This window comes from Desulfovibrio inopinatus DSM 10711, assembly GCF_000429305.1.
Taxonomy (GTDB): domain Bacteria; phylum Desulfobacterota; class Desulfovibrionia; order Desulfovibrionales; family Desulfovibrionaceae; genus Alteridesulfovibrio; species Alteridesulfovibrio inopinatus.
This window is the reverse complement of sequence record NZ_KE386880.1, coordinates 55,978-77,207: the sequence shown is the minus strand read 5'-3', so window position 1 is coordinate 77,207 and position 21,230 is coordinate 55,978. Positions and strand designations below refer to the sequence as shown.

Annotated in this window: 18 protein-coding genes; 10 read left to right on the top strand and 8 right to left on the bottom strand. The window is 48.1% G+C overall.

The annotated features are described in order from the left end of the window. Positions 1–23 precede the first annotated feature (23 nt). The 5 genes from G451_RS0123995 to G451_RS33305 all read left to right on the top strand — a co-directional run bounded on the left by G451_RS0123995 (position 24) and on the right by G451_RS33305 (position 5,018). Positions 24–1,289 (top strand): phenylacetate--CoA ligase family protein, encoded by a 1,266-nt coding sequence (locus G451_RS0123995; RefSeq protein WP_027186226.1) that lies wholly within the window; start codon positions 24–26, stop codon positions 1,287–1,289. Continuing rightward, positions 1,280–2,482, top strand: a complete 1,203-nt coding sequence (locus G451_RS31455) for a ChaN family lipoprotein (protein ID WP_051261852.1) — start codon at positions 1,280–1,282, stop codon at positions 2,480–2,482. Before G451_RS0123995 ends, G451_RS31455 begins: the two co-directional genes overlap by 10 nt. A gap of 177 nt (positions 2,483–2,659) precedes the next feature. After that, on the top strand, positions 2,660–2,935 hold the full coding sequence (locus G451_RS35460) for a transposase (RefSeq protein WP_084448753.1): 276 nt from the start codon (positions 2,660–2,662) through the stop codon (positions 2,933–2,935). Positions 2,936–3,010: 75 nt separating this feature from the next. Continuing rightward, the gene (locus G451_RS0123980; protein WP_027186225.1) at positions 3,011–3,871 is read left to right on the top strand and encodes an AraC family transcriptional regulator; all 861 of its coding nucleotides are present in this window, start codon (positions 3,011–3,013) and stop codon (positions 3,869–3,871) included. A gap of 514 nt (positions 3,872–4,385) precedes the next feature. Further along, on the top strand, positions 4,386–5,018 hold the full coding sequence (locus G451_RS33305; RefSeq protein WP_051261851.1) for a DUF2867 domain-containing protein: 633 nt from the start codon (positions 4,386–4,388) through the stop codon (positions 5,016–5,018). Positions 5,019–5,301: 283 nt separating this feature from the next. On the opposite strand, the gene G451_RS31445 is transcribed toward G451_RS33305, so the two are convergent. Continuing rightward, the gene (locus G451_RS31445) at positions 5,302–7,137 is read right to left on the bottom strand and encodes a GAF domain-containing hybrid sensor histidine kinase/response regulator (protein ID WP_051261850.1); all 1,836 of its coding nucleotides are present in this window, start codon (positions 7,135–7,137) and stop codon (positions 5,302–5,304) included. Between the two features lie 396 nt (positions 7,138–7,533). On the opposite strand from G451_RS31445, the gene mutM reads away from it, so the two are divergent. Continuing rightward, complete coding sequence (mutM, locus tag G451_RS0123960) at positions 7,534–8,388, top strand: bifunctional DNA-formamidopyrimidine glycosylase/DNA-(apurinic or apyrimidinic site) lyase (RefSeq protein ID WP_027186224.1); 855 nt, start codon at positions 7,534–7,536, stop codon at positions 8,386–8,388. A 117-nt stretch (positions 8,389–8,505) separates the two neighbouring features. On the opposite strand, the gene G451_RS0123955 is transcribed toward mutM, so the two are convergent. Beyond that, complete coding sequence (locus G451_RS0123955; RefSeq protein WP_051261849.1) at positions 8,506–9,084, bottom strand: hypothetical protein; 579 nt, start codon at positions 9,082–9,084, stop codon at positions 8,506–8,508. 236 nt (positions 9,085–9,320) lie between these two features. Here G451_RS0123955 and G451_RS0123950 point away from each other — a divergent pair, with 236 nt between their 5' ends. Further along, positions 9,321–9,605 carry a sll1863 family stress response protein gene (locus G451_RS0123950; protein WP_027186222.1) on the top strand — a complete coding sequence of 95 codons (285 nt, stop codon included), beginning with the start codon at positions 9,321–9,323 and terminating at the stop codon, positions 9,603–9,605. Here G451_RS0123950 and hemW read toward each other — a convergent pair. Further along, positions 9,602–10,852 (bottom strand): radical SAM family heme chaperone HemW, encoded by a 1,251-nt coding sequence (gene hemW / locus G451_RS31440; protein ID WP_342663775.1) that lies wholly within the window; start codon positions 10,850–10,852, stop codon positions 9,602–9,604. The genes G451_RS0123950 and hemW overlap by 4 nt on opposite strands. 168 nt (positions 10,853–11,020) lie before the next feature. Here hemW and G451_RS31435 point away from each other — a divergent pair, with 168 nt between their 5' ends. The 3 genes from G451_RS31435 to G451_RS31430 are packed head-to-tail and all read left to right on the top strand — an operon-like array spanning position 11,021 to position 13,873. Next, positions 11,021–11,980 carry an N-acetylmuramoyl-L-alanine amidase-like domain-containing protein gene (locus G451_RS31435; protein WP_051261848.1) on the top strand — a complete coding sequence of 320 codons (960 nt, stop codon included), beginning with the start codon at positions 11,021–11,023 and terminating at the stop codon, positions 11,978–11,980. A 39-nt stretch (positions 11,981–12,019) separates the two neighbouring features. Continuing rightward, a complete protein-coding gene (locus G451_RS0123930; RefSeq protein WP_027186221.1) occupies positions 12,020–12,316 on the top strand; it encodes an MTH1187 family thiamine-binding protein in 297 nt (98 codons plus the stop codon). Positions 12,317–12,352: 36 nt separating this feature from the next. Continuing rightward, the gene (locus G451_RS31430) at positions 12,353–13,873 is read left to right on the top strand and encodes a multiheme c-type cytochrome (RefSeq protein ID WP_034643884.1); all 1,521 of its coding nucleotides are present in this window, start codon (positions 12,353–12,355) and stop codon (positions 13,871–13,873) included. A 286-nt stretch (positions 13,874–14,159) separates the two neighbouring features. Here G451_RS31430 and G451_RS0123920 read toward each other — a convergent pair whose 3' ends face one another. The 5 genes from G451_RS0123920 to G451_RS0123900 all read right to left on the bottom strand — a co-directional run bounded on the left by G451_RS0123920 (position 14,160) and on the right by G451_RS0123900 (position 21,212). Beyond that, entirely contained in the window at positions 14,160–15,449 is a 1,290-nt protein-coding gene (locus G451_RS0123920; RefSeq protein ID WP_027186220.1) for a citrate synthase, read from the bottom strand. A gap of 260 nt (positions 15,450–15,709) precedes the next feature. Continuing rightward, the gene (gene ybeY / locus G451_RS0123915; protein WP_034643882.1) at positions 15,710–16,183 is read right to left on the bottom strand and encodes an rRNA maturation RNase YbeY; all 474 of its coding nucleotides are present in this window, start codon (positions 16,181–16,183) and stop codon (positions 15,710–15,712) included. Next, positions 16,180–18,528: an HD family phosphohydrolase gene (locus G451_RS31425; RefSeq protein ID WP_084448751.1), complete on the bottom strand. Its 2,349-nt coding sequence runs from the start codon at positions 18,526–18,528 to the stop codon at positions 16,180–16,182. Before G451_RS31425 ends, ybeY begins: the two co-directional genes overlap by 4 nt. After that, complete coding sequence (locus tag G451_RS31420) at positions 18,503–19,519, bottom strand: PhoH family protein (protein ID WP_051261847.1); 1,017 nt, start codon at positions 19,517–19,519, stop codon at positions 18,503–18,505. The genes G451_RS31425 and G451_RS31420 overlap by 26 nt, the downstream gene beginning before the upstream one ends. A 172-nt stretch (positions 19,520–19,691) precedes the next feature. After that, a complete protein-coding gene (locus tag G451_RS0123900; protein ID WP_027186218.1) occupies positions 19,692–21,212 on the bottom strand; it encodes an NFACT RNA binding domain-containing protein in 1,521 nt (506 codons plus the stop codon). Positions 21,213–21,230 lie beyond the last annotated feature (18 nt).

Sequence of the window (21,230 nt, the reverse complement as noted above, 5' to 3'; positions counted from 1 at the left end):
TCACGACATACAAAGGTGAAGCCATGACCCGCAAGGACCGCACCGAGGGCATTTATAGCCGACGCGAAGTGCTCGACGAATCCGAACGGCGACAGTATTATCAGATACAGCTTAAAGATCTCCTCACTTATGCGTATCGTTATTCCGAGGATGTCAAAAAGCGTTTTGACCGGGCGCAGTTCCAGGTATCAAAATTTAAAACGTTGACCGACCTCAAGCATATCCCCATCCTGAAGAAGAAAGAACTCATCTTCTTGCAGTCCATGGGACCACGGCTTGGTGGATTGTTGACAAAAGACCTGGGCGAACTCCGTCGTGTCTTTCTTTCGCCCGGCCCTATTTTCGACCCCGAAGATCGCGACGAAGATTACTGGGGATGGACCGAAGGGTTCTACTCGACCGGTTTCCGCTCTGGAGACGTGGTTCAGATTACGTTCAACTACCATCTGACGCCAGCCGGTTTGATGTTCGAAGAACCCCTGCGGAACCTGGGATGTGCGGTTATGCCGTCCGGCCCGGGCAACTCGGCCACACAGCTCGAAATCATGCAGAAGCTGCGCATCACCGGCTATGTCGGGACGCCGAGCTACCTCATGCACTTAGCCGAAAAAGGCGAAGAATCCGGGCTCAACCTGCGCAAAGACCTCTTCCTTGAAGTCGCTTTTGTCACCGGGGAAAAATTCTCGGAAAAATTGCGCAATACCCTGGAAAAAAAATTCGACCTTATCATGCGCCAAGGCTACGGCACCGCCGATGTCGGTTGCGTGGGGTACGAATGCTTCCAGAAGAACGGCCTGCATATCGCAAACCGAGCGTTTGTCGAAATTTGCCACCCGGACACGGGGATTCCGCTCAAAGACGGTGAAGTCGGCGAAATCGTCGTCACCGCCTTTAATAAGACGTACCCACTGATTCGTCTAGCCACGGGTGATTTATCCTACATTGACCGCTCTCCCTGTAGCTGTGGCCGGACATCGCCACGCTTGGGGAACATTGTTGGCCGGGTTGACACCACAGCGCGTATCAAAGGCCTGTTTGTCTACCCCCATCAGGTCGAACAGGTTATTACTCGGTTCGAAGACATCAAGCGTTGGCAGATCGAAGTCACCAATCCTGGTGGCATTGATGAAATGACGCTGATGATCGAAGCGAGCAACTTCCGTCGTGAAGACGAGCTGCTGCACTTGTTCCGCGAGAAGATCAAGCTGCGCCCTGCGCTCAAAGTGCTGGCTCCGGGAACGCTGCCCCCGCAGATCAAACCCATTGAGGATAAACGCAAGTGGGATTAAACCGCAAAACGGTTCATTATCTCTTTGCTTTCAGCCTTCTCTTGACGGGTGGTTGCGCAACCGCGCGGCCACCCGCCCTTTCCACAGCAGCCCCTACCGCATCGTCTTCCTCTGCCATAACAATGACACTCCCAGACTCCGGCACATTTGTTCGGGCGACACCGGATAGTTCAGACGGATTTACTCGCCTTGCACCCCAAGAATTGCTCGATCAGGCGCGTCATGCGGCGTATCTGCTCCTTGGTGAAGTCCACACGAATGCCTGTGATCATGCGATGCAGGCCGATTTTCTCAAGCGCTTAGGTCAAGCCGGTGTATCCATCGCTGTCGGACTGGAAATGGTGTCGGTCGATCTCCAACCCGTTTTGGATGATTTCAACGCCGGTCGTCTCTCCATTGACCAACTTCCCCAAGCCCTCGACTGGGAGCATACATGGGGATACGATTTTTCGCTGTATCGACCTATTTTTGAAACGGCGGCCCAATATGGGTATCCTCTGTATGCCCTGAACTTACCCAAAGGACTTGCACGGAAATATGGTAAAGTCGGTATCGAAGGACTGCCCCCGCAAGAACGTGCGTTCTTGCCCGCCCCGGTTTTGCCTGCTCCCGACGCCCAGAAGAGCATGCTGGAAGACCAGTTCAAAGCGCACATGTCATTTCTCAAAAATCGGGACAACGCTCCGAATCTCGACCGGTTTATTCGAGTTCAATCCGCGTGGGACACGACAATGGCAACCGAAGCCGCGCGTGTGCATGCATCCACCCATCGCCCCGTTGCAATTATTGTAGGGAATGGACACGTCGAATACGGATATGGGATTGCTCATCGCCTGAAGACGCTTGACCCGACCGCCCGCGCCCTGCTCGTCATGCCATGGCGAGGCCAGGAAGCTCCGGACCCGAAAGCGGGAGATATCTTTTTCTATTGTCCATTGCTCCATCGCAGCCGCCTTGGCTATACACTGAGCGAAATAGACAATAGCCTCCATGTCATCACAGTAGCCCCACAATCACCGGCAGAACACGCCGGACTCATGCAAGACGATGTCATCCTGACGGCAAACGACATCCCAATAACCTCCCTGGCCGACCTCCACAAAGCGGCCATCACGGCATCGAAAAACGATGCTCCGCTTGTCTATACTGTCAAACGTGGCAGTGAGACGGTTGATGTGACGATAAAACGCTGAGTGGACTGGGATACTGATGAGGTGTTCAAAAATATGTTGACTTCAACAAGAAGACAGCGTTGATCACGGGTAGCCTGCTCAACGTCGTCGGACTAGCCTTCTCAAAAATCATAATTTTTTTTGGACGTGTTTCTAAAAAATTCTAGACATTAATATTGGTTATAGCATTGTATCTAGATGAGTCGCCACAGCTTTTCAGACAAGCTATGGCAACTCTTCCAGCCTTTCTTCTCCCCTCCTCGCCAAGAACGGCGGGACAGACCATCCAAAGATGCCCGACTTATGTTCGACAGCATACTGTGGATTTTTCGCACCGGTGCCCCATGGCGTAATCTCTCAGAGGAATTCTTGTGTTTCGTTATCAAAGAAGGCTATCCTTCAATGAAATTGATTTTAAAAAAAATTATTCATATCCGCATAACATTCAAAATATTCATGTCATCTGATTCATAAATATGCATAAAAGATAAATAGAAACCACAGATTAATATGTTATGTGTAAGTAGCAAGTATGAATAGAGGGAAAATATGAAAATACCAAAACACACAACGATTACCCAAGATAAATATAGTGAATATACCGATGATACGATCCATACAAATAAATTCTATCCTAGAGTAACACAACTTAAAAACCTGATTAAATACTTCTGGGTATTTGAATGCCGAAATATAAATTTGTGCCACAAAATACTCCCGGTAAATAATATAGACATTATCATTAACTTTCTATCTCCAATGATATTTGAAAAAAATGGCATTTCAAGCGAAATACCGAGCAATATTTTTTTCAGGGGATTAACTAAAGAATATACTACATTGAAACAGCATGGCGCTGCATCAGCCATTGGCGTCTCGTTCTTTCCAGCTGGCTTTTATCCATTTTTTAAAATTCCTGTATCAGAATTTAAGAATGGAACATTTGGCCTTGATATAATTTTACGGAGCAGAGTTCATGAAATTGAAGAAAAACTCATAGACACAGCAACAATATCAGAAAAGATTGATTTGCTCGAAAATTTTTTTCTAGAATTGCTAGATCCAAATGCACGATTGAGCGTCGACTCATACAAACAACTGCATTTCTATTATTCAAGCAACCTGAGTATTCATGACTTTTGTCTTAGAAACAGTATAAATCCTCGGACATTTGAACGATTTTTTAACAAATACATTGGTACACCCCCCAAATCATTTTACAGATTAAGCCGTTTTCAAAGCATATTAAACAAATTGATAAACAGGAAGGAAGTAAATTTGGCAACACTTGCACATGAATTCGATTTTTTTGATCAATCCCATTTTATAAAAGATTTTGAATCCTTTACAGGCTGTCCTCCTTCAATATTTATGAAAGAAAATCAGGCTATTAAACAAATACTCGTTTAAAGTTGTAGGGAGCCAAGGTTTCTTGGACAGCTCTCTCACCAAATTCACGCCGTCTTATCCACAATAGATTGCTGCTTTTCCCGGACCTGTGCGTACGTTTTATAGTCGTGGCGTCCGATCCGTCAACGACAGTTGGATATGTCCTTGAATTCCAGCAAGCCTTGTCGCAATTCCTCCTTGGCTCCCAGAATAAATTCCCCAATGTGTCGTTTTTCTACAATTATTGCTTTCAGATTCTTACTATATTCTTCAGGGAAATCGAATAGGATTAATTTGGAAGAAAAGGAGAATCAAACATGAAAGCAATTGCAATTATTGGAAGTGCAAGAAAATATGAAGATACTGCCAACGGAATGAATATGGTTTTGATGGAATAAAAAAAGAAGAAATAGCAACAGGACTCATCGAACGTTCCGACAAAACATGCATGGTTGCCTCGCCTGTGGCAAATGCTTTGAGAATGAAAAATGATTCATCATTTTTGGTGAAAACTATCTTTTATAAAGGAATAGCTATGAATTTTATTACTGCGGCTTCTACGCATACCAAATTCAACTGGAGGGTTCGTTCTTTGGCTTCCGATTTCCTCCTTGAGGATACCTGGGAGTTCCCCTATGAATTCAGCGCAAAGGACGGGGTCGATTTACATTTATTCCAGAAATCCGCCATTGAACCTATGATGAAGAGCATTTATGATGTCTCCTTAACTGGAATGCTCTTCAGAGTGCGAAAGGTTTTCGGAGCTTTATTTCGCATCGATAATAACTTGAATAATCTCCCTATTCCAGGCTGTCGGGAAAAGAGTCTTCGGGATCGTTTGCAGGAAAGCGATCTTGAAAAAGACACTCCGGAACGCGCGATGGACATCTCAACGCGAGACTATATGAACTTCAGGCCAGTGTATACCTTCGCGGACGAAACGCTCCATGAACTCTCCAATTCCACCGAGCATGCATTAATGCATTATGCTTGGTCTCCCTCGGGAGAAGGGAAGTGGAAGGTCCGCCTTGCGGTGTACATCAAGTATAGGACCGCTTTCAGCGCGTTTTACATGAGCTGTATCCGACCATTCCGCCATTTCGTCGTCTATCCCCATATTTTCAGAAAGTGCATGGAACGCTGGGAAGCTCGAACGGTACCCGAATAGAATTTTGGTTTTCACTTGGGCGTGTTTCTAAATTACCGCAACCAGATGAAAGATGAAACGATAATGACTATTGCCAAGAGAGTAATATCCAATTTCTCGTAACGGGTATCAATCCGTCTGAACTCTTTGAGCTTGCAAAAAAGCACTCTACGAGATGTCGTTCTTTGTAAATGTGCTTGTCGTATTTCCGCGGTGAGACGATTCTTTTTGGGCGGAATAACGAGCTTGATATTCTGTCCGGTAATGAGACTTCTGAAAGCTGCTAAAAATGGAAGGATTACCTTCAGCCCAAAGTGTCCTCAATAAACTGATGCACGACGTCCGCCAGCGCTTCCTTTGTCATGGGCTTGGCTAAATACCCATTGAAGCCGGATGCGAAAAATTTTTCCTTGTCTCCTATCATGGCGTACGCTGTCAGGGCGACGACGGGAATGTCTACGTTATCCTTTCCCGCCTTGCCACGGCGAATAGCCTGGACGGCGGATATGCCATCGAGATTCGGCATCTGAATGTCCATGAGAACCAAGTCAAACGTACTGTGCGACAAGATTTCAAGCGCTTCCTTTCCGTCGTTGGCCACCTTCACCTTGTGGCCCATGGCTTGGATATACTTTTGCACGACAAGTTGAGACAATTCGTCATCTTCAACCAGCAGGATGGACGCCTTGCTCTCTTGAGTAATGCACTCCGACGGCGCAATGAGCAAAGAATCATCGGTTGTCTGAAACGGTAAACAACAATAAAATACAGATCCTTTATCTTCAATACTTTCCACCGCCATGGTTCCGCCCATCAATTCCACCAGTTTTTTGCAGATTGCCAGTCCAAGCCCTGCCCCCTGATTTTTTCGCTGATAGCCAACATCCTGCTGTTCAAAAGCGCTAAAGATGATCTCCATCTTGTTCTCGGGAATTCCGATGCCACTATCGGAGATCGAAAACAAAATCCGCAGCTCGCCTCCTTTTCGGATGGGTAAGGGGTGAGCTTCAATCTCAATGGATCCTTTGTCCGTAAATTTTACAGCATTGCCAATGAGATTGCTTAAGATTTGTTGTACTCTGGTGGGATCGCCCATCAGAGTGTCTGGAATATCCGGGCTTACATGAAGGGTGATTTCCATATTCTTCTCTATGACGGCAGGCTTGAACATCGTTACCACAGCCGTGAGGCATTCCTTTACATGAATAGGCGATGATCGGAGGCTTAGTTTTCCCGCCTCTACACGAGATAAATCCAAGATATCTGAAAGCAAATTGGTCAATCGGCGTGTTGATTGAACGCTGTAAAATGTATATAATTTTTGATCTTCATTAAGATCCGAGTCCTGCAATAATCGGAGCATCCCCATGATGCCATTGAGAGGGGTTCGAATCTCGTGGCTCATGTTGGCCAGAAATTCGCTCTTCGCTTGACTGGCAGCAACCGCTTCCTGTTGAGCGCGCTTCAATTCCCTTTCAACCTGAATGCGCATGTCTATCTCGGTTTTCAACTGCTGGTTAGCGCGGACCAGAGATTTGGTAAGCTCCAGTAACTTGTCTTGGGGATTCGTGGGCGATTCTTCCGAGAACTTTTTTTTGAAGTGGTCGTTTATCCGGTACGATTCCAACTCTGTTTGGAGTTCTATACATTGACATAACTGTGCAAGCTGGAATTCGATGATGTCCCGAAACTGGAGCATCAACGCCTCAACAGAGGAAGAATATATATTGGGTTTATTGTCCAGGACACAAATTGTTCCAAACGGAGTTAAATCAGGGAACAAAATAGGAAAGCCAAGGTACGAGATCATATTCAAGGGAACGTCAGGATTATCTTTCCAGTCTGAATCATCCAATGCATTGGGAACAAGCAACTTCTTATTTGTTCGTATGACATGCTCGCAATATAATCCACATTTGTAGAAGTAATGCTCCGTTGCGCCGAGAGGGTAAGGGTTTCCTTGAGAAGCGCTTGTCCGAAAAACCCTGATCAATCCCTTTCCCACTCGCATGATCAACGCGGCGGGGACTTTGCAGAATTCTGCAAGAAGGTCAACTATTGACTGCCAACGATCCAGCATCGTGCTCGGAACGAGAACATTGCCAGGATACGGTTCTTCATATGTTTTGGTATGGTTCACTATTCATCCTCTAAAGAATGATTATTGTACATGAGAATCATGAATTGTTTTTCTATCACCGCCAACCTGTTGAAGCAACTTTTTTCGTGAATAAAATAAACTCTGTTTATAAAAAATTTTCTCAACTCTGAAAGCACGTTTCGTTGATATCCTGGCTGTTTAAAAAAATAAAGCTATACATCTTCCACCAGAGAACACAACGAGATCAACAAACAATGAAACAAAAGAAATTGGAATATATCAGAGATACTCATTATAAATCAATCTCTCTGCAAGATGGAATGACATCGTAAACGGTTGTCCCACAGTAACCGGTGAAGTTAACAATAAATACATTGGTTCATTACCAACAATTGTATTAACCAACATCGTAGAAACTCATACCCCAAGTATATCATGCCAGAACTTCCTGAAGTGGAAACGATTTCCCGCGGTCTCGCCCCAGGTCTTACCGGGCGACATTTTATTGATGCTCTCCCCTTATGGTCGGGTGTTCTCAAACAACCGCTTGCTGTTTTCAAACAGCTTGTCTTAAACCGTGAAATATCCGGAACAAGTCGTCGCGCCAAGATCGTGCGACTTCACCTCGCTCCTGACAAAGACCGGGAAGAGGCCGTTGTTATTGTCCATCTCAAGATGACGGGCCGGCTGTTCATCACGACAAGCCCGGATGAAACCGGCGCCGCGTCGGCGATAACACCTCACACCCGGCTTGTTCTTCCTATGGATGACGGCAATGCGCTCTATTTCCAGGATGTACGAAAATTCGGCTGGTGTGGAGCCTATTCGAGGACCGATTTAGAACAGGAACCGTTCTATGCCCGACTCGGCCCGGAACCACTTGAGATGACATTTGAAGAGTTTGAATCGCGTCTGTATCGTCGAACGGGACCAATCAAGCCAGTTTTACTCAACCAGGCGGTTGTCGTCGGTATCGGCAACATCTACGCCGATGAAGCACTCTTTGGAGCCGGCATTCATCCCGAGTCGAAAACATCACATTTAACAGCGTCTGATCGGAAAAAACTCTATTCTTCCATCCAGGATGTGCTTCGCCGTGCGATCGCAGCCGGTGGCAGCACCATTCGAGACTATCGCACAGCTGAAGGACTTGATGGAGGATTTCAAAACGAATTCGCCGTATATGGAAAAAAAGGTCAACCCTGCCCGCGTTGCGCCCATCCGCTTGATGCTTATAAGCTCGCTGGGCGCACTTCGACCCATTGTCCACACTGCCAGAAAAAGAGGTAATACCGGCGTAAAACAATGGCGCCGATACGAGATGCGTATCGGCGCCATACTGCCGTGTTGCACGGCAAAAATACAATCATAGGACGAAGTGCTTTCCGAGTGTATGCCACTCCCCGTCTAGAATGAGTAATTCAAGCCCAAATTTCCACCGAACAAATCAGCTCCCGTTCCATCGAATTCGCCGACGTGCATGTAGCGGCCTGCTCCTTTCAGATCGAGACCTTCTGTCATGTTTACGGAGAAGCCGAGTTCAGCATGTTCGGTTAAGCTCGTATAGTAGCCGTTGTACGGGACTTTGCCGTCGCCAAAGAGACCACCGAGCCCAGCACCGATATAGACCGCTCCGGCATCAGAATGGGCAAAATACCACCGTCCGGTCAAAGCCGGCCCCAAAGCGCTGACGGGTGAGAAACGAACATCTGTCCCGAACACGGTGGGGATACGTTTTTGCTGCTCAAAATAATATCCCATGAGCTCGACACCCACGGCAAAATCATCGGCTAAAAAGTAGCCAAGTTCAGCACCGTACGAGTACGCGATATCAATATTGGGATTCGTCGAACCGTACACGCCGCCCTTGCCTTCGACGTAGACGGACCCTGCCGTATAAGAACCAGCATTCGCCACAATGCTAGTCAAGACGATGCATACCGCTGCGAACCAAGTGATAAGCACACGGCGTTTTCCTTTCATCATAATCACTCCCCCTCTCGCGAGATTTGGCATTGTCTTTTTTTTGACGCTGCCATGATCACTGCTACACCCAAGCAAGATGTATGCCTTTCGTCTGAGCTTGCCACAGCCCTTTGAATTGCTTTTCGTATACACTGATCCCTTCCGTCAAGATCGTTTTTTAAGAGACCTCCTTGACCATGAAAGGAAAGATTCTGTATTGTCATCATACGTTATATGACCACTATGAGGAGGTTCGTATGGAGGAGAAGCAAAAATTCGGCGTGCAAATGGAAGAAAAGCTCAAAGATTGGAAACAAAAAATCGATGGCGCCAAGCAATCCGTTTCTCAAAAAGAAGGTGACTACCTGGAAAAATATGCAGGGGATCTGGAACGACTGACAGAAAAATACGATGCTGCGCGCTATAGTCTCACCTTGCTCCAAAAAGCCAGTGGAGGAGCCTGGGGAGAACTCAAAGAGGGATTTGATAAAGCCTATGACGACATGAAAAAAGCCGTCACCAAAGCTTTTGAACGTTTTTAATCCGAGGGTTCCATCTTCTGTGGCGTGGTCGGAGCGGCGTCAGACAGGGAGTCCTTTTGAGGGTACATCAAACGTTCAAGGATAACATTGCTGACGATCATCCCATTGCGTGTCAAACAGACACGTCCAGGATGAAGGCGGATAAGGTCATTTTGACGTAACGCTGTCAGCAAAGCTTTATGCTCGGCAAAAAAATCACGGCCGGTTTCTTTGCGGAACCGTTTGAGATCAAGCCCGGAGGACGTTCGAAGCGAGAGCATGATCATTTCCCGAATGCGGTCTTCCATCGTCAAGGAAACAGCGTGTTCGCCAAGGGTACCGGCCAATGCTGCTTTGGCGTATGCGCGGAGATCGGCTGGATGTTCAAATCTTTTGCCATCAATAGTTGAAACAGCGGATGGTCCAAGCCCGAGATAATCTTTTCCTTGCCAATATCCGAGGTTATGCCGGCATTGAAAACCAATTTTGGCAAAGTTGGATATTTCGTACTGAAGATAACCTCGTTCTTCGAGCAAGCGAGCCCCATACAGGAACATTTTTGCCTGCTCGTCTTCGTCAGGAAGGGTGAGTTTGCCGGACTGAACATCCTCGGCAAGGGGTGTCTCCGGCTCCAAGGTCAAGCCATAACACGAGAGATGTTCAGGAGCGAGCTCCAACACATTCTTGAGTTCTTCCAACCATAACCGCAGGCGCTGTCCTGGAATTCCCCACATCAGATCAAGACTGATATTTCGAAATTCCGCGCGACGCGCTGCCGAAACCGCCGCAAGGGCTGTTTGTCCATCATGCGGTCGTCCTAAGAGACGTAAACGTTCATTGTTGAGCGTTTGGACACCAATGCTTAACCGATTGACTCCGAGGGAACGTAAATTCCGCAAGTACCCGACATCAAGACTGGAATCGGGATTACATTCGAATGTAAATTCTGCATTTTTTTGAATAAGAAAATGACGACGCAATTCCGGAATGAGTCGAGGAAGAGCCCACTCCGGCAACAAACTCGGCGTCCCTCCACCAATAAATACGCTCGAGATGGGACGCTTCCCATACAGTTTTTTCCAAAATGCCATCTCCCGAGACAGTGCCTGGAGATATATTTCCAAGTCATTCATATCGAACACTTTGGAATAAAACGCGCAATACCGGCATTTTTTTCGGCAAAACGGCACATGCACGTACAGCATCAGCGGAGGAACTACGTTGCCTTCTTTGTCTTTTATGAGAGAATGAGGTGATGAGAGAGTCATGAATGTTTATCGTCCAAAACGGCTTGCCAGAAAGTATTTTTTTTGAAATCAAAATGAGGCGTACGCCGTTTATTTTCCTTTATCATATGTTCAAGAATACTATCACGGCTTTGGCCGCCGAGCCAACTCCGACTACACAGACCAATGTCTTGATTTGAAGGATACCCCATGATTCGCGTATTTATCATCCTCGCAATGCTGACGCTAAACGCAGGAACCGTCCAGGCTGCTATGATCACCCCGACCAAACCGTTGGCCGGAGCAGCCACTATGCAGAGTATTAACGCCCTCATCGCGCAAAATGCCAACGATCCCATGCCTGTACGCATTGATAGAATGAGCGCCGCATTCCTGGGGGCGCCGTACAAAGCCGACTTCTTTGGAGAAGGAAGTACAGGGAAATACGACAAAGACCCTGTCTTTCGCTTCGACGGCTTTGATTGCACCACCTATATCGAAACCGTTTGCGCTTTGGCCATGGCACGGAACTTTAAAGATTTCAAGAGACTCATCATCCGCATGCGATATAAAAACGGTAAAGTGGCCTTTGTTTCACGCAATCACTTTATCAGCATGGATTGGGTGCCTGAGAACGTACGCCAAGGCTTTGTCAAAGATATTACCGCAAACGTCGCAGGGAAATACGGCGTTAACAAGGCCGCGGCTATTATCGATAAAAACACCTGGTACCGTAAACTCCCCACGTCGCGTTTGAGCCCCGCTCCCACGACATCGACAGCACAGGCTTCGCTGCTTAACGCTCTGCATGTCGAAGGAAAAAACTTCAAACCAGGACGTGCATCGCTTCCGTATATCGGGCTTGATGTTCTGTTTATGAACTCCAAACCCAATAGCACCATTTTTGATGCTATTCCGTCTGGCTCTATTATCAATATCGTTCGGCCAAACTGGAATCTGGCCAAATCCATTGGCACCAACATCAATGTTTCTCACCAAGGATTTGCAATCCGAACACCCAACGGGACACTCCTCTTTCGTCATGCCAAGGCTGGAAAAACCCGTCAGGTGACGGAAGAGCCACTCGAAACCTATTTACGCCCCTTCATTAACAGCAAAACCATCAAAGGCGTCAACATTCTCATGCCTCAAAATGTTATTATACAGTAAAGCGATGCCTCTCCCACACTTTCAACCAAGGATACGATGATGAGCGCTATTGTAGAATTTTCCATTTTTCCCATTGATAAAGGCATCAACCTCTCGTCCCATGTGGCGAAAGCCGTGGCAATCGTAAAAAATTCCGGTGTCACTTACCAATTTACGCCTATGGGAACCATCATGGAAGGTGACCTCGGCACACTTCTGGATATCGTCAAAGAATGCCATGATACGATGCGTCAAGAAAGCGACCGGGTATACATCAACCTGAAAGTTGACTCCCGTACTGGCGATAGCAGTCGCTTAGAACAAAAAATTCGTTCGGTTGAAACAAAAATTAAATAACCGCCTTCCACTTTCAACGTTTAAGGAGATATCGCTATGACGGCGTTTCGACTCTTCGTCCTCTCATGTCTCGCTACCACGGTCTGTTTTGCAGTGCCGCTTCCGTCCCAGGCCGAGGAGCCCGAAGTGAGTGATGACACTTCAACCTGTCTCTCTTGCCACGAGACTGTGCATCCAGGTATTGTAGAGGACTGGAAACAGAGTCGTCACGCCAAAACGACAGTTGCGGAAGCGCTGAAGGTCGAAAAAACCAGCCGTAAAGTCTCCAGCACCGATATTCCCGAAAATCTACGTAATGTGCCTATCGGCTGCGCGGAATGTCACATGGTTCGTGGCGACGCTCATAAAGACAGCTTTGAGCACAACGGCTACACCATTCATATAGCCGTCAGTCCTGACGACTGTGCGGTGTGCCATAGCGAAGAAGCCACCCAGTATAAAGATAACCTCATGTCCCATGCGTATGGAAATATGGCCGATAACGCGCTGTACAAAACGCTTATGGATTCTATGAACGGGACACTTGTGGCCGCACACGGGGGAGAACTCAGCCTGAAAGCTCCCAACCTCAAGACAGAAAACGAATCATGCTATTCCTGCCACGGCACCAAGCTTGCTGTGACCAGTACGACAACACGGGATACGGATTTCGGAGAAATGGAATTCCCTGTCATCCAGGGGTGGCCCAATGTCGGTGTTGGGCGTGTCAATTTGGATGGTAGCCTTGGCTCCTGTTCAGCGTGCCATTCTCGTCATGCCTTTTCCATGGCCACGGCCCGCAAACCTTATACCTGTAAGCAATGCCACGATGGCCCTGATGTTCCGGCGTATAAAGTGTATGGAGTGAGTCGCCACGGGAAAATATTCTCCTCATCAGGAAGCTCATGGAATTATAACGCCGTCCCATGGACCGTGGGGACGGATTTTACCACTCCGACATGCGCTGCCTGCCACGTCAGTCTTTTAAGCATGCCTGACGGGACCGTATTGACCGAACGGACGCATGCAATGTCTCCTCGCCTGCCTTGGCGCATCTTTGGGTTGCCGTATGCTCATCCTCAACCTAAATCGCCCGACACAAGCATCATTAGAAATGCCAACGATGTGCCCTTTCCCGTCACGCTGACCGGAGAACCCGCATCATCGTTCTTGATCGACACAGCTGAGCAAGCCGCAAGACAGAAGGAAATGACCGCCGTATGCAAAGGATGCCATGATACATCCTGGATCAACGGCTTCTGGCCACGGTTTGATAATACGATTGCAACAACCAACGCAGCAACGAAAACAGCGACCGATTTGCTCATGATGGCCTGGAATAACAATTTGGCTGCCGAACCGACCGATATGAAAACCGGAACCGGGTTGTTCGATAACTATGTCGAAAATGTCTGGAGCACGATCTGGCTTATCCATTCGAACAAAATTCGCTTTGCATCGGCCATGAGTTTTGGTGGTGACTACGGTGTTTTTGCCGGCGGCCGTTATGAACTCAATATGCGCCTGCGTGAAATGTCCGACTGGATCGAACGCGGTATGGCCCAAGAGAAAAAATAGTCACTGACACCGTCTTGTCTGGGGAGGGTCCCCCTCCCCAGTTCCTCAAAAGCAACATCCGCTCTTTCCCCTTACCTTGTACCTACTACACGTGCTCTTTGTCCAAACGCTCAGCTTCTTTTGAATATTCTGTTCTTCAAACTCGTATGGGACATACTGAAAAATTGAGGGCGGGCAGAATAGACCTGGTGATGTTGAAATTCCCAAAAAGAGCGCTCCCTGAACAGAACATCAAAATCTGTCCAGGGAGCGCTTGAAAAACTTTTCGTTAGAATTCGCTTACCGTTTACCGTAGTTCGATAGGAATGTACTGACGCGTGGTTTTGCCAATGTAAACTTGCCGAGGTCTATGAATCTTGAGCTGCGGGTCGCAGAATTCTTCGTACCAATGTGCAATCCAACCGGGCATGCGACCGATAGCAAACATAACCGGGAACATGTTGACGGGGATGCCGAGCGCACGCAGGATCAATCCGGAATAGAAGTCCACATTGGGATAGAGCTTGCGCGACGTGAAGTAGTCGTCATTGAGTGCGGCATCTTCAAGCTCTTGAGCAATACGAATGAGCTCATCATCCTGGGTATCCATATTCTGGATAAGATTATGCGCCGCGCTCTTCAAGATACGAGCCCGTGGGTCAAAGTTTTTGTAGACGCGATGTCCAAATCCCATGAGGCGCATTTTCTTCTGTTTCACCAGTTCGAGATATTGTTTGATGCTCAAATCGCCTGCCTGCAAATGATCAAGCATATCGATCACGGCAGCGTTCGCTCCGCCATGCAGACGCCCCCACAGTGCGCAAATACCCGACGAAACGGAGGCAAACAGGTTGGCCTGGCTGGACCCAACCATACGCACCGTGGAACACGAGCAGTTTTGCTCATGGTCGGCATGCACAATGAGAAAGAGCGATAGTGCACGAATCGCTTCCGGTGTCGGCATGTAGGTTGTGTACGGATTGGAAAACATCATATGGAGAAAGTTGGAACAATAGCTCAAATTCGGATTCGGGTACATAAAGGGCCGACCCACGGATTTCCGATAACTGAATGCAGCAATCGTCCGCACTTTAGAAATAATCTTGGCAACAGCCATACGGAATTCTTCATCGGACTGAATATCGAGCAAATCTGGATGATAGCTCGACAACGAGTTCACAACCGCCGACAGAATTGCCATAGGCTGACCATTCGGCGGAAATCCATCGAAATGGTGCAACAAATCTTCATGCAATAATTCTTGTTCACGAAGCCGTGTACGAAATTCTTCTCGTTCACTACTTATGGGCAGTTCCCCAAAAATAAGTAGCATCGCCGTTTCAATAAACGAGCTGTTTGCCGCAAGATCCTCAATGGGATAGCCACGGTGTCGTAAAATACCTTTCTCACCGTCGACGAATGTCACGGCACTTGTACACGATCCCGTATTGCCATACCCCGGATCAAGGGTAATGCAGCCAGTCAGTTTGCGAAGTTGACCGATATCAATGCCGACTTCACCTTCAGAACCAACAAGAAGCGGAAATTCATAGGATTCGTCACCAATAGTAATGGTGGCTGTTTCGGGCGTGTTCATAATGGGAAACCTCTCATGTTGGGGGTTGACCATGTGGCATGAAATAAATGTGGGGTGCACTCGGCATGCTGAGCCTATCGCATCGCGGTCAACGAAACCGTGAGTCGTATCGATCACTTCGATTGTCGGCGACATGGAATTCGCGACCTATAGATGGAACTGGCCGCGTAGAGTGCTTCGGATGCCGGCATCTTCAGAACAAGATGCTCCGCACGGCGGGAGGATTCCGGCATAGCTCGAAAGGAGCTATCACAATTTCGTCAAAATGGAAACACCCTGCAGGATATGCTATCACCGCAGAATACTTCCATAACATGCTGTACAGCCGCTTCCATAAGGTCATCCATGAGCGGACCGTGATCAAAGCCGACAAGATGAAGGCAGGCATGGGCAAGAAGTCGGACAAGATGTTCGGCTGGTGGCTGGCCATACAACAGAGATTCTCGCATGAGCGCATCGGCGTTCAGCAGAATTTCTCCGCTAAGAGGCGGCCTTCCCGACTCGCTCTCTTCCTGGTCACACGAGGCTTCGAAGGCAAGAACATTAGTGGGACCAGGAAGCTTGAGAAAATTTTCATTTGCATGCCGAGATTCGGCATCACCGACAATATTGACGATAACCTGTTCGACATCGATATCAAGCGCCTCGGCGATCTCTTCCAACAGTCGCGCCAGACCATTTCTGGACAGTGGAGCCTGAGGATAGAGTCCTGCCGCGGTATGTATGCGTATCATCCCGTCCCCTTGGCCACATCCGGACTGAGGAGGTTGGCGGGTTGGAGATTGTCTCGCTTCTCTTTCTGTGATGTCTCGCGTGACGTATCTTTCCCAGCTTCTTTGGATTTCTCTGAGGGATATTCGATACGCTGATGAAAAATACCGGTCAGAATACGGTGAAATGTATCTCCGATCAGTGTCAGGTCTTTGAGCGTCAATTCAGAGTCATCCAGTTGGCCTTCGTTGTAAATTTTTTTAATAATACTCTGAATATGCCCTTTAATGCGGCTCGGTGTTGGCTCGACCAATGTGCGACTCGAAGCCTCAATCGCATCGGCCAGGAGGATAAGCCCGGCTTCTTTTGTCTGTGGTTTGGGACCGGGATAACGAAACTCTTCTTCTCGAACGGGATCAGCCTTTTTCGCTTCTGCCTGCTCTTTGGCCTTATGATAGAAAAATGCAATGAGTGTGGTGCCATGATGCTGACGAATCAGGTCGATAATCTCATCACCCAGCTTATGTTCTTGCGCTAACTCAACGCCTTTCTTGACGTGCGAAATCAAAATCAAAGCGCTCATTGAAGGAGTCAGCTTGTTGTGTTTATTCTCTTTGCCGAATTGATTTTCAATGAAGTACTGAGGATTTTTGAGTTTGCCGATATCATGATAAAGCGCCGCCACTTTTGCAAGCAACGGGTTGGCTCCGATTGCTCGTGCACCGGCCTCGACCATGTTGGAAACAACCAAGGAATGGTGATACGTGCCTGGGGCCGACACCATAAGCTGCTGAAGAAGCGGCTGTTCCAAACTCATGAGTTCCATATAGCGAAATCGTGATGAATATCCGAATGTCATTTCAACGATAGGTGAAAGCCCCATAACGACAAGTAAGGAAAAGAGCGCATTGCCCACCACGAACAGCGCCCCCAAACCGGCCGCTTGAAACCCTTCAAATTCAATGAGATTTCGGCTGAGCCACATCAGCAGCAACGCACCGGCAAGAGGAAATGCACTTTGCAACGCTTGGGAACGACTTTCTGATTGCTTAATTTTGAAAGTATACAACGAGGCGCCGACAAAATAGAAAAAAAACAAATTCAGTCCACCCGACACCATGCTACTTGCAATAAAAGAATACATGAGCGCCAAAAAGAAACAGAGACTCACCGGAAAAAATAATGCCGTCACCCCGACGGCACCGGCAATGGGCATCGCATGCGCAAAAAACATGGCTTGCATATACGCGGGGACTGTCGCGACAGGCATTCGAGCAAAGTCGAAAATCTTGGCCAAAATAGCGACAAGCAACAACACCATCCCGAGAAATACCCAGTCGCGATCTCCAAGTGACGTCAAGCCTTCACGATACGGCCTGGCTGCCAATGAATAATGCAGCATAAGCACGAGAAGCAACCCAATGACAAATATCCAGGGAACTTTGAAAAAATTAAAATTTTCTGTCCGGTTAGCATAAAGAGTCTGGAGTTTTTGCTGCTCATCCGGTGACACGCGTTCCCCTTGGCGAACAATGATCTCCCCTTTCTTTATGTTGTAAAAGAGGGGTTCCACGGCAGCGATGGCTTCCCGCTTTCTGATCTGCGTGGTTTCCTGATTAAATGTCAGGTTTGGTCGAACAAACGGAAGGATAAGTGTCAATACGGCATTGCGGGTACGGAGCGGCAAGCCGAGATCATGCTTCATCATGTCATTGAGCTCATCTTCCAAAGATTGCTGGTCTCGTAAGGAAGACAAATCGTACAGCAAGCTCTCCATTCCTGTATCAATATCACGCACAATAAGGCCGTTCTTAAAATTCCGGACCATATTGATATTGCCGATAATGCCTGGCTCAAGGGCTTTTTCCATCCACGGCAGAACGCGATCTTTGACGATATTCCGAAATCCTATGCGACGCCATGTAAGAATGGTCGAACGAGGAACCTCTGTATTGAGTTCCTCGGAGACATTCCATCGAAACGCTTCAAGGTCATCGTCCGTCACCTTCCCAATATCCTTGAGCAAGTCCCTGATTTTGGCAGCCAAGTCGCTGTAACTTTCAGGATTGTAGTCGAAAACCGGCGGTTGGGTTTCTCCGACAAGCTCCCTCTTCCTGTTGGTTCCGGCAACGTCTTCAAGTTTGAGATTCTGGTTGGCGACAACGTCCTGTGTTGCCACCTCCCCCGCAACAAAGACTTTGATATCATTGTTCAGGCTGATACCAGCCATGATACTCACACCAAGCAATATCGCTAAAAAAACAAAGATACCCCACGATGTACTCCGGGGCGGCTCTTGCTTGACACCTTTGACCGGTTTGGCTGAGGGAGCAACGAGAGTTTTAATCTTTTTTTGCAACGCGCTCATAAGCTTTCACGATCCTCGCAACCAGAGGGTGACGAATGACATCGGCTTCGTCGAAAAAGACAAATGAGATGCCTTTGACCTCTCGCAAGATGGATATGGCCTGCACTAAACCAGATGTCATCTTGGGCGGCAGGTCTATTTGTGTCACGTCTCCGGTGACCACCGCTCTGGAACCGTATCCGATGCGTGTCAAAAACATCTTCATCTGTTCCGGGGTGGTGTTTTGCGCCTCGTCAAGAATAACAAAGGCATCCGTAAGCGTGCGACCACGCATGAACGCCAGAGGCGCGATTTCGATGACCCCGTCTGTGATCATGTCCCGAACTTTAGCAGGATCGAGCATGTCATTGAGGGCATCGTAAAGCGGGCGCAGATATGGATCGACCTTTTCGGTCAAATCCCCCGGTAAAAAACCGAGTTTTTCTCCGGCTTCCACAGCCGGTCGTGTCAAAATCAATCTTTTGACGCGCTTTTCCATTATCGCTCGTACAGCCATGGCAACGGCCAAATAGGTTTTTCCCGTACCTGCAGGACCAATGCCGAAAACAAGGTCGTTTTCGGCAATGGCTCCCAAATAACTTCGCTGACTGAGCGTTTTGGGAATAATAGTTTTTTTAGGCGAAACAACAAACATAGCCTCGGTGAACACCTTCGACAAGTCCACACCGGGCTTTTTCTCGAGACTGGAGAGCGCCAGACGCACATCCTGGGGATAGACCGGCAATCCTTTTTTGAGCAGTCCGTATAATTCCACCAGAACATCGGCAGCATGGTCACATTGAACCATATCTGCAGCACGAACAAAGGCAGTACAGCCCTTCGTATCGATATGAGCTCCAGTTTTTTCACTGACCAATCGAATATTTTCATTTTGTGGCCCAAAAAGGTCTTGAGCCAAAGCAGAGTCATCAAAATCAAGACAACGCTCACACCCCGCCTGTGAACGGCGCGCAGTCGTGGTGTTGTCGGATGCGGGGCGTGACGCCCCCATGTTGGGTATAGTGTCGTTTTCGTTCAAAAGCGTTTTCCGTGAAAAAGCGCGAGGATTGAGAAAATAAGAAAGTCAAACGGACTTTGGGCCGCGCTACTCGCCCTTCAGACTCATGAATAGTCACCGCTTCTGCTCTGACAAGATGGGAATGCGTATTGCTTTGTCTGCTTGTTTAAGAGACCAAGAGCCTTTTTTCAAGAGCGGGATCGAGATCAATAAAAACTGTCTCCAGCCGGACATCGACAGAAGCCTGTCCCATGGCAGCGCCCTTGACCGTACGCACGTTTTTTACCAAGGCCACAATAACTTCGGCTTTAGCATCGTTTTTTCGAAAACTTGATAAGCCGGCCAGAACGGCTGCCTGCTCCAGGCTGCGGCGAGGTACGTCCTGCCCCGGATGGTCACGTTTAAGGATGACATGGGCTCCCGGTCCTCCTTCAACATGAAACCATAAGTCAAATGGACTGGATAAACGCGAAAGCAGCCGGTGGTTCGCTTTATCGTTCTTGCCACGCAAGACCATAAAATCGTCGTCCGTCTTAAAAAGACGCACGGCTTCTCCTTTGTACCGGCTGGGCAAAGCGTCGTGCACGGGTTGTTTGGATCGGCCATACGCGGCCGCTTCATCCTTGCCAGCCAGCACAGCCTGCCTGCGTTTATCAATATGAGCAAGCCCTCGTTTCCCCTTGGATGCGTGTCGATAAAATCGTTCCATATTTTCGACAACAGTCAAGGCCGGATCGAGCACAACATCAACTGTGCCATGATCGGGATGCGACAACGTCAAGTTGGTCATTCTGGCAGAGGGGTCAATCTGGTCGAGATTGGCGGCAATAGCATCGGCAAACGCACGCTCGGTCTGCAATTGAAGAAGTCGGCTTTCTTCGGCCTCAATGCGTTTCAATCGCTTTTTCTGACGTTTAGCCGCCGTTCTCTCGGCTTGGACATCTTCTTTGGCTTCGGTTTCGCCTATTTGTCCAAAGACAATGGCTTGTCCCTGAACACACGCTGCTTCCAATGCGCTATCAAAAACTTGTGCCGTTTCGCCTAAGAAGCCCACAGGGAGAAAATTCAAGGCAAGGTCTGGTCGATCATCTTTCATCGTAATATAAAAGCGATCAGCTCTGCCCTCCACAAGCCCACGGTAAAGGCCAGCCGCTCCCTCTGGGTCGGTAGCAAGATTTTTACGCAAAATGGGTGAAATCTGTTGATACTCCCGCCAGATATCGGGATTAGAGAGGACATTTTCCAAAGCAGGCCAACACACTTCATTATCAAAAGCCGCATCAAGTGTGTCGACGAGTGAAAGGCCGTTTTTGCAATCAAAAACAAGATACGATCCCTGTCCTTCTGACAACTCAAAAGCAAGACGGCGGCCAGGCCAATCATAATGCGCGGAACCGAGCCTTCGGCCACGCAAACGCTTGCGCAACCACATTACTGCGGCTGGGGGTGATGCGGGGTTGGGAGGCTTATGGTCCGTAAAAAAAAGCAGACTTTGACGCCCCCCGTATTCAAACACAAGTAACTTCGGACGGCCCTGAAAAAATGTCATACATTCAGCATGTTCACGTAGAACAGAGACCGTCAGTGTAAGGATATTCGCTTGTGGAGATTGAATTTTTTCAATCCGAGCCCCCGCAAGAACCCCTGCAAGCTCACCCGCGAGATGCCGAAAAAAATTCGCCTCCATAATGTATCACACAAGACA

Bases quoted from the DNA above. Each gene is read 5' to 3' on its own strand.
- G451_RS0123995 (WP_027186226.1), top strand. From the start codon at position 24: ATGACCCGCAAGGACCGCACCGAGGGCATTTATAGCCGACGCGAAGTG.
- G451_RS35460 (WP_084448753.1), top strand. From the start codon at position 2,660: ATGAGTCGCCACAGCTTTTCAGACAAGCTATGGCAACTCTTCCAGCCT.
- G451_RS0123980 (WP_027186225.1), top strand. From the start codon at position 3,011: ATGAAAATACCAAAACACACAACGATTACCCAAGATAAATATAGTGAA.
- G451_RS33305 (WP_051261851.1), top strand. From the start codon at position 4,386: ATGAATTTTATTACTGCGGCTTCTACGCATACCAAATTCAACTGGAGG.
- mutM (WP_027186224.1), top strand. From the start codon at position 7,534: ATGCCAGAACTTCCTGAAGTGGAAACGATTTCCCGCGGTCTCGCCCCA.
- G451_RS0123955 (WP_051261849.1), bottom strand. From the start codon at position 9,084: ATGATGAAAGGAAAACGCCGTGTGCTTATCACTTGGTTCGCAGCGGTA.
- G451_RS0123950 (WP_027186222.1), top strand. From the start codon at position 9,321: ATGGAGGAGAAGCAAAAATTCGGCGTGCAAATGGAAGAAAAGCTCAAA.
- hemW (WP_342663775.1), bottom strand. From the start codon at position 10,852: ATGACTCTCTCATCACCTCATTCTCTCATAAAAGACAAAGAAGGCAAC.
- G451_RS31435 (WP_051261848.1), top strand. From the start codon at position 11,021: ATGATTCGCGTATTTATCATCCTCGCAATGCTGACGCTAAACGCAGGA.
- G451_RS0123930 (WP_027186221.1), top strand. From the start codon at position 12,020: ATGAGCGCTATTGTAGAATTTTCCATTTTTCCCATTGATAAAGGCATC.
- G451_RS31430 (WP_034643884.1), top strand. From the start codon at position 12,353: ATGACGGCGTTTCGACTCTTCGTCCTCTCATGTCTCGCTACCACGGTC.
- G451_RS0123920 (WP_027186220.1), bottom strand. From the start codon at position 15,449: ATGAACACGCCCGAAACAGCCACCATTACTATTGGTGACGAATCCTAT.
- ybeY (WP_034643882.1), bottom strand. From the start codon at position 16,183: ATGATACGCATACATACCGCGGCAGGACTCTATCCTCAGGCTCCACTG.
- G451_RS31425 (WP_084448751.1), bottom strand. From the start codon at position 18,528: ATGAGCGCGTTGCAAAAAAAGATTAAAACTCTCGTTGCTCCCTCAGCC.
- G451_RS31420 (WP_051261847.1), bottom strand. From the start codon at position 19,519: ATGGGGGCGTCACGCCCCGCATCCGACAACACCACGACTGCGCGCCGT.
- G451_RS0123900 (WP_027186218.1), bottom strand. From the start codon at position 21,212: ATGGAGGCGAATTTTTTTCGGCATCTCGCGGGTGAGCTTGCAGGGGTT.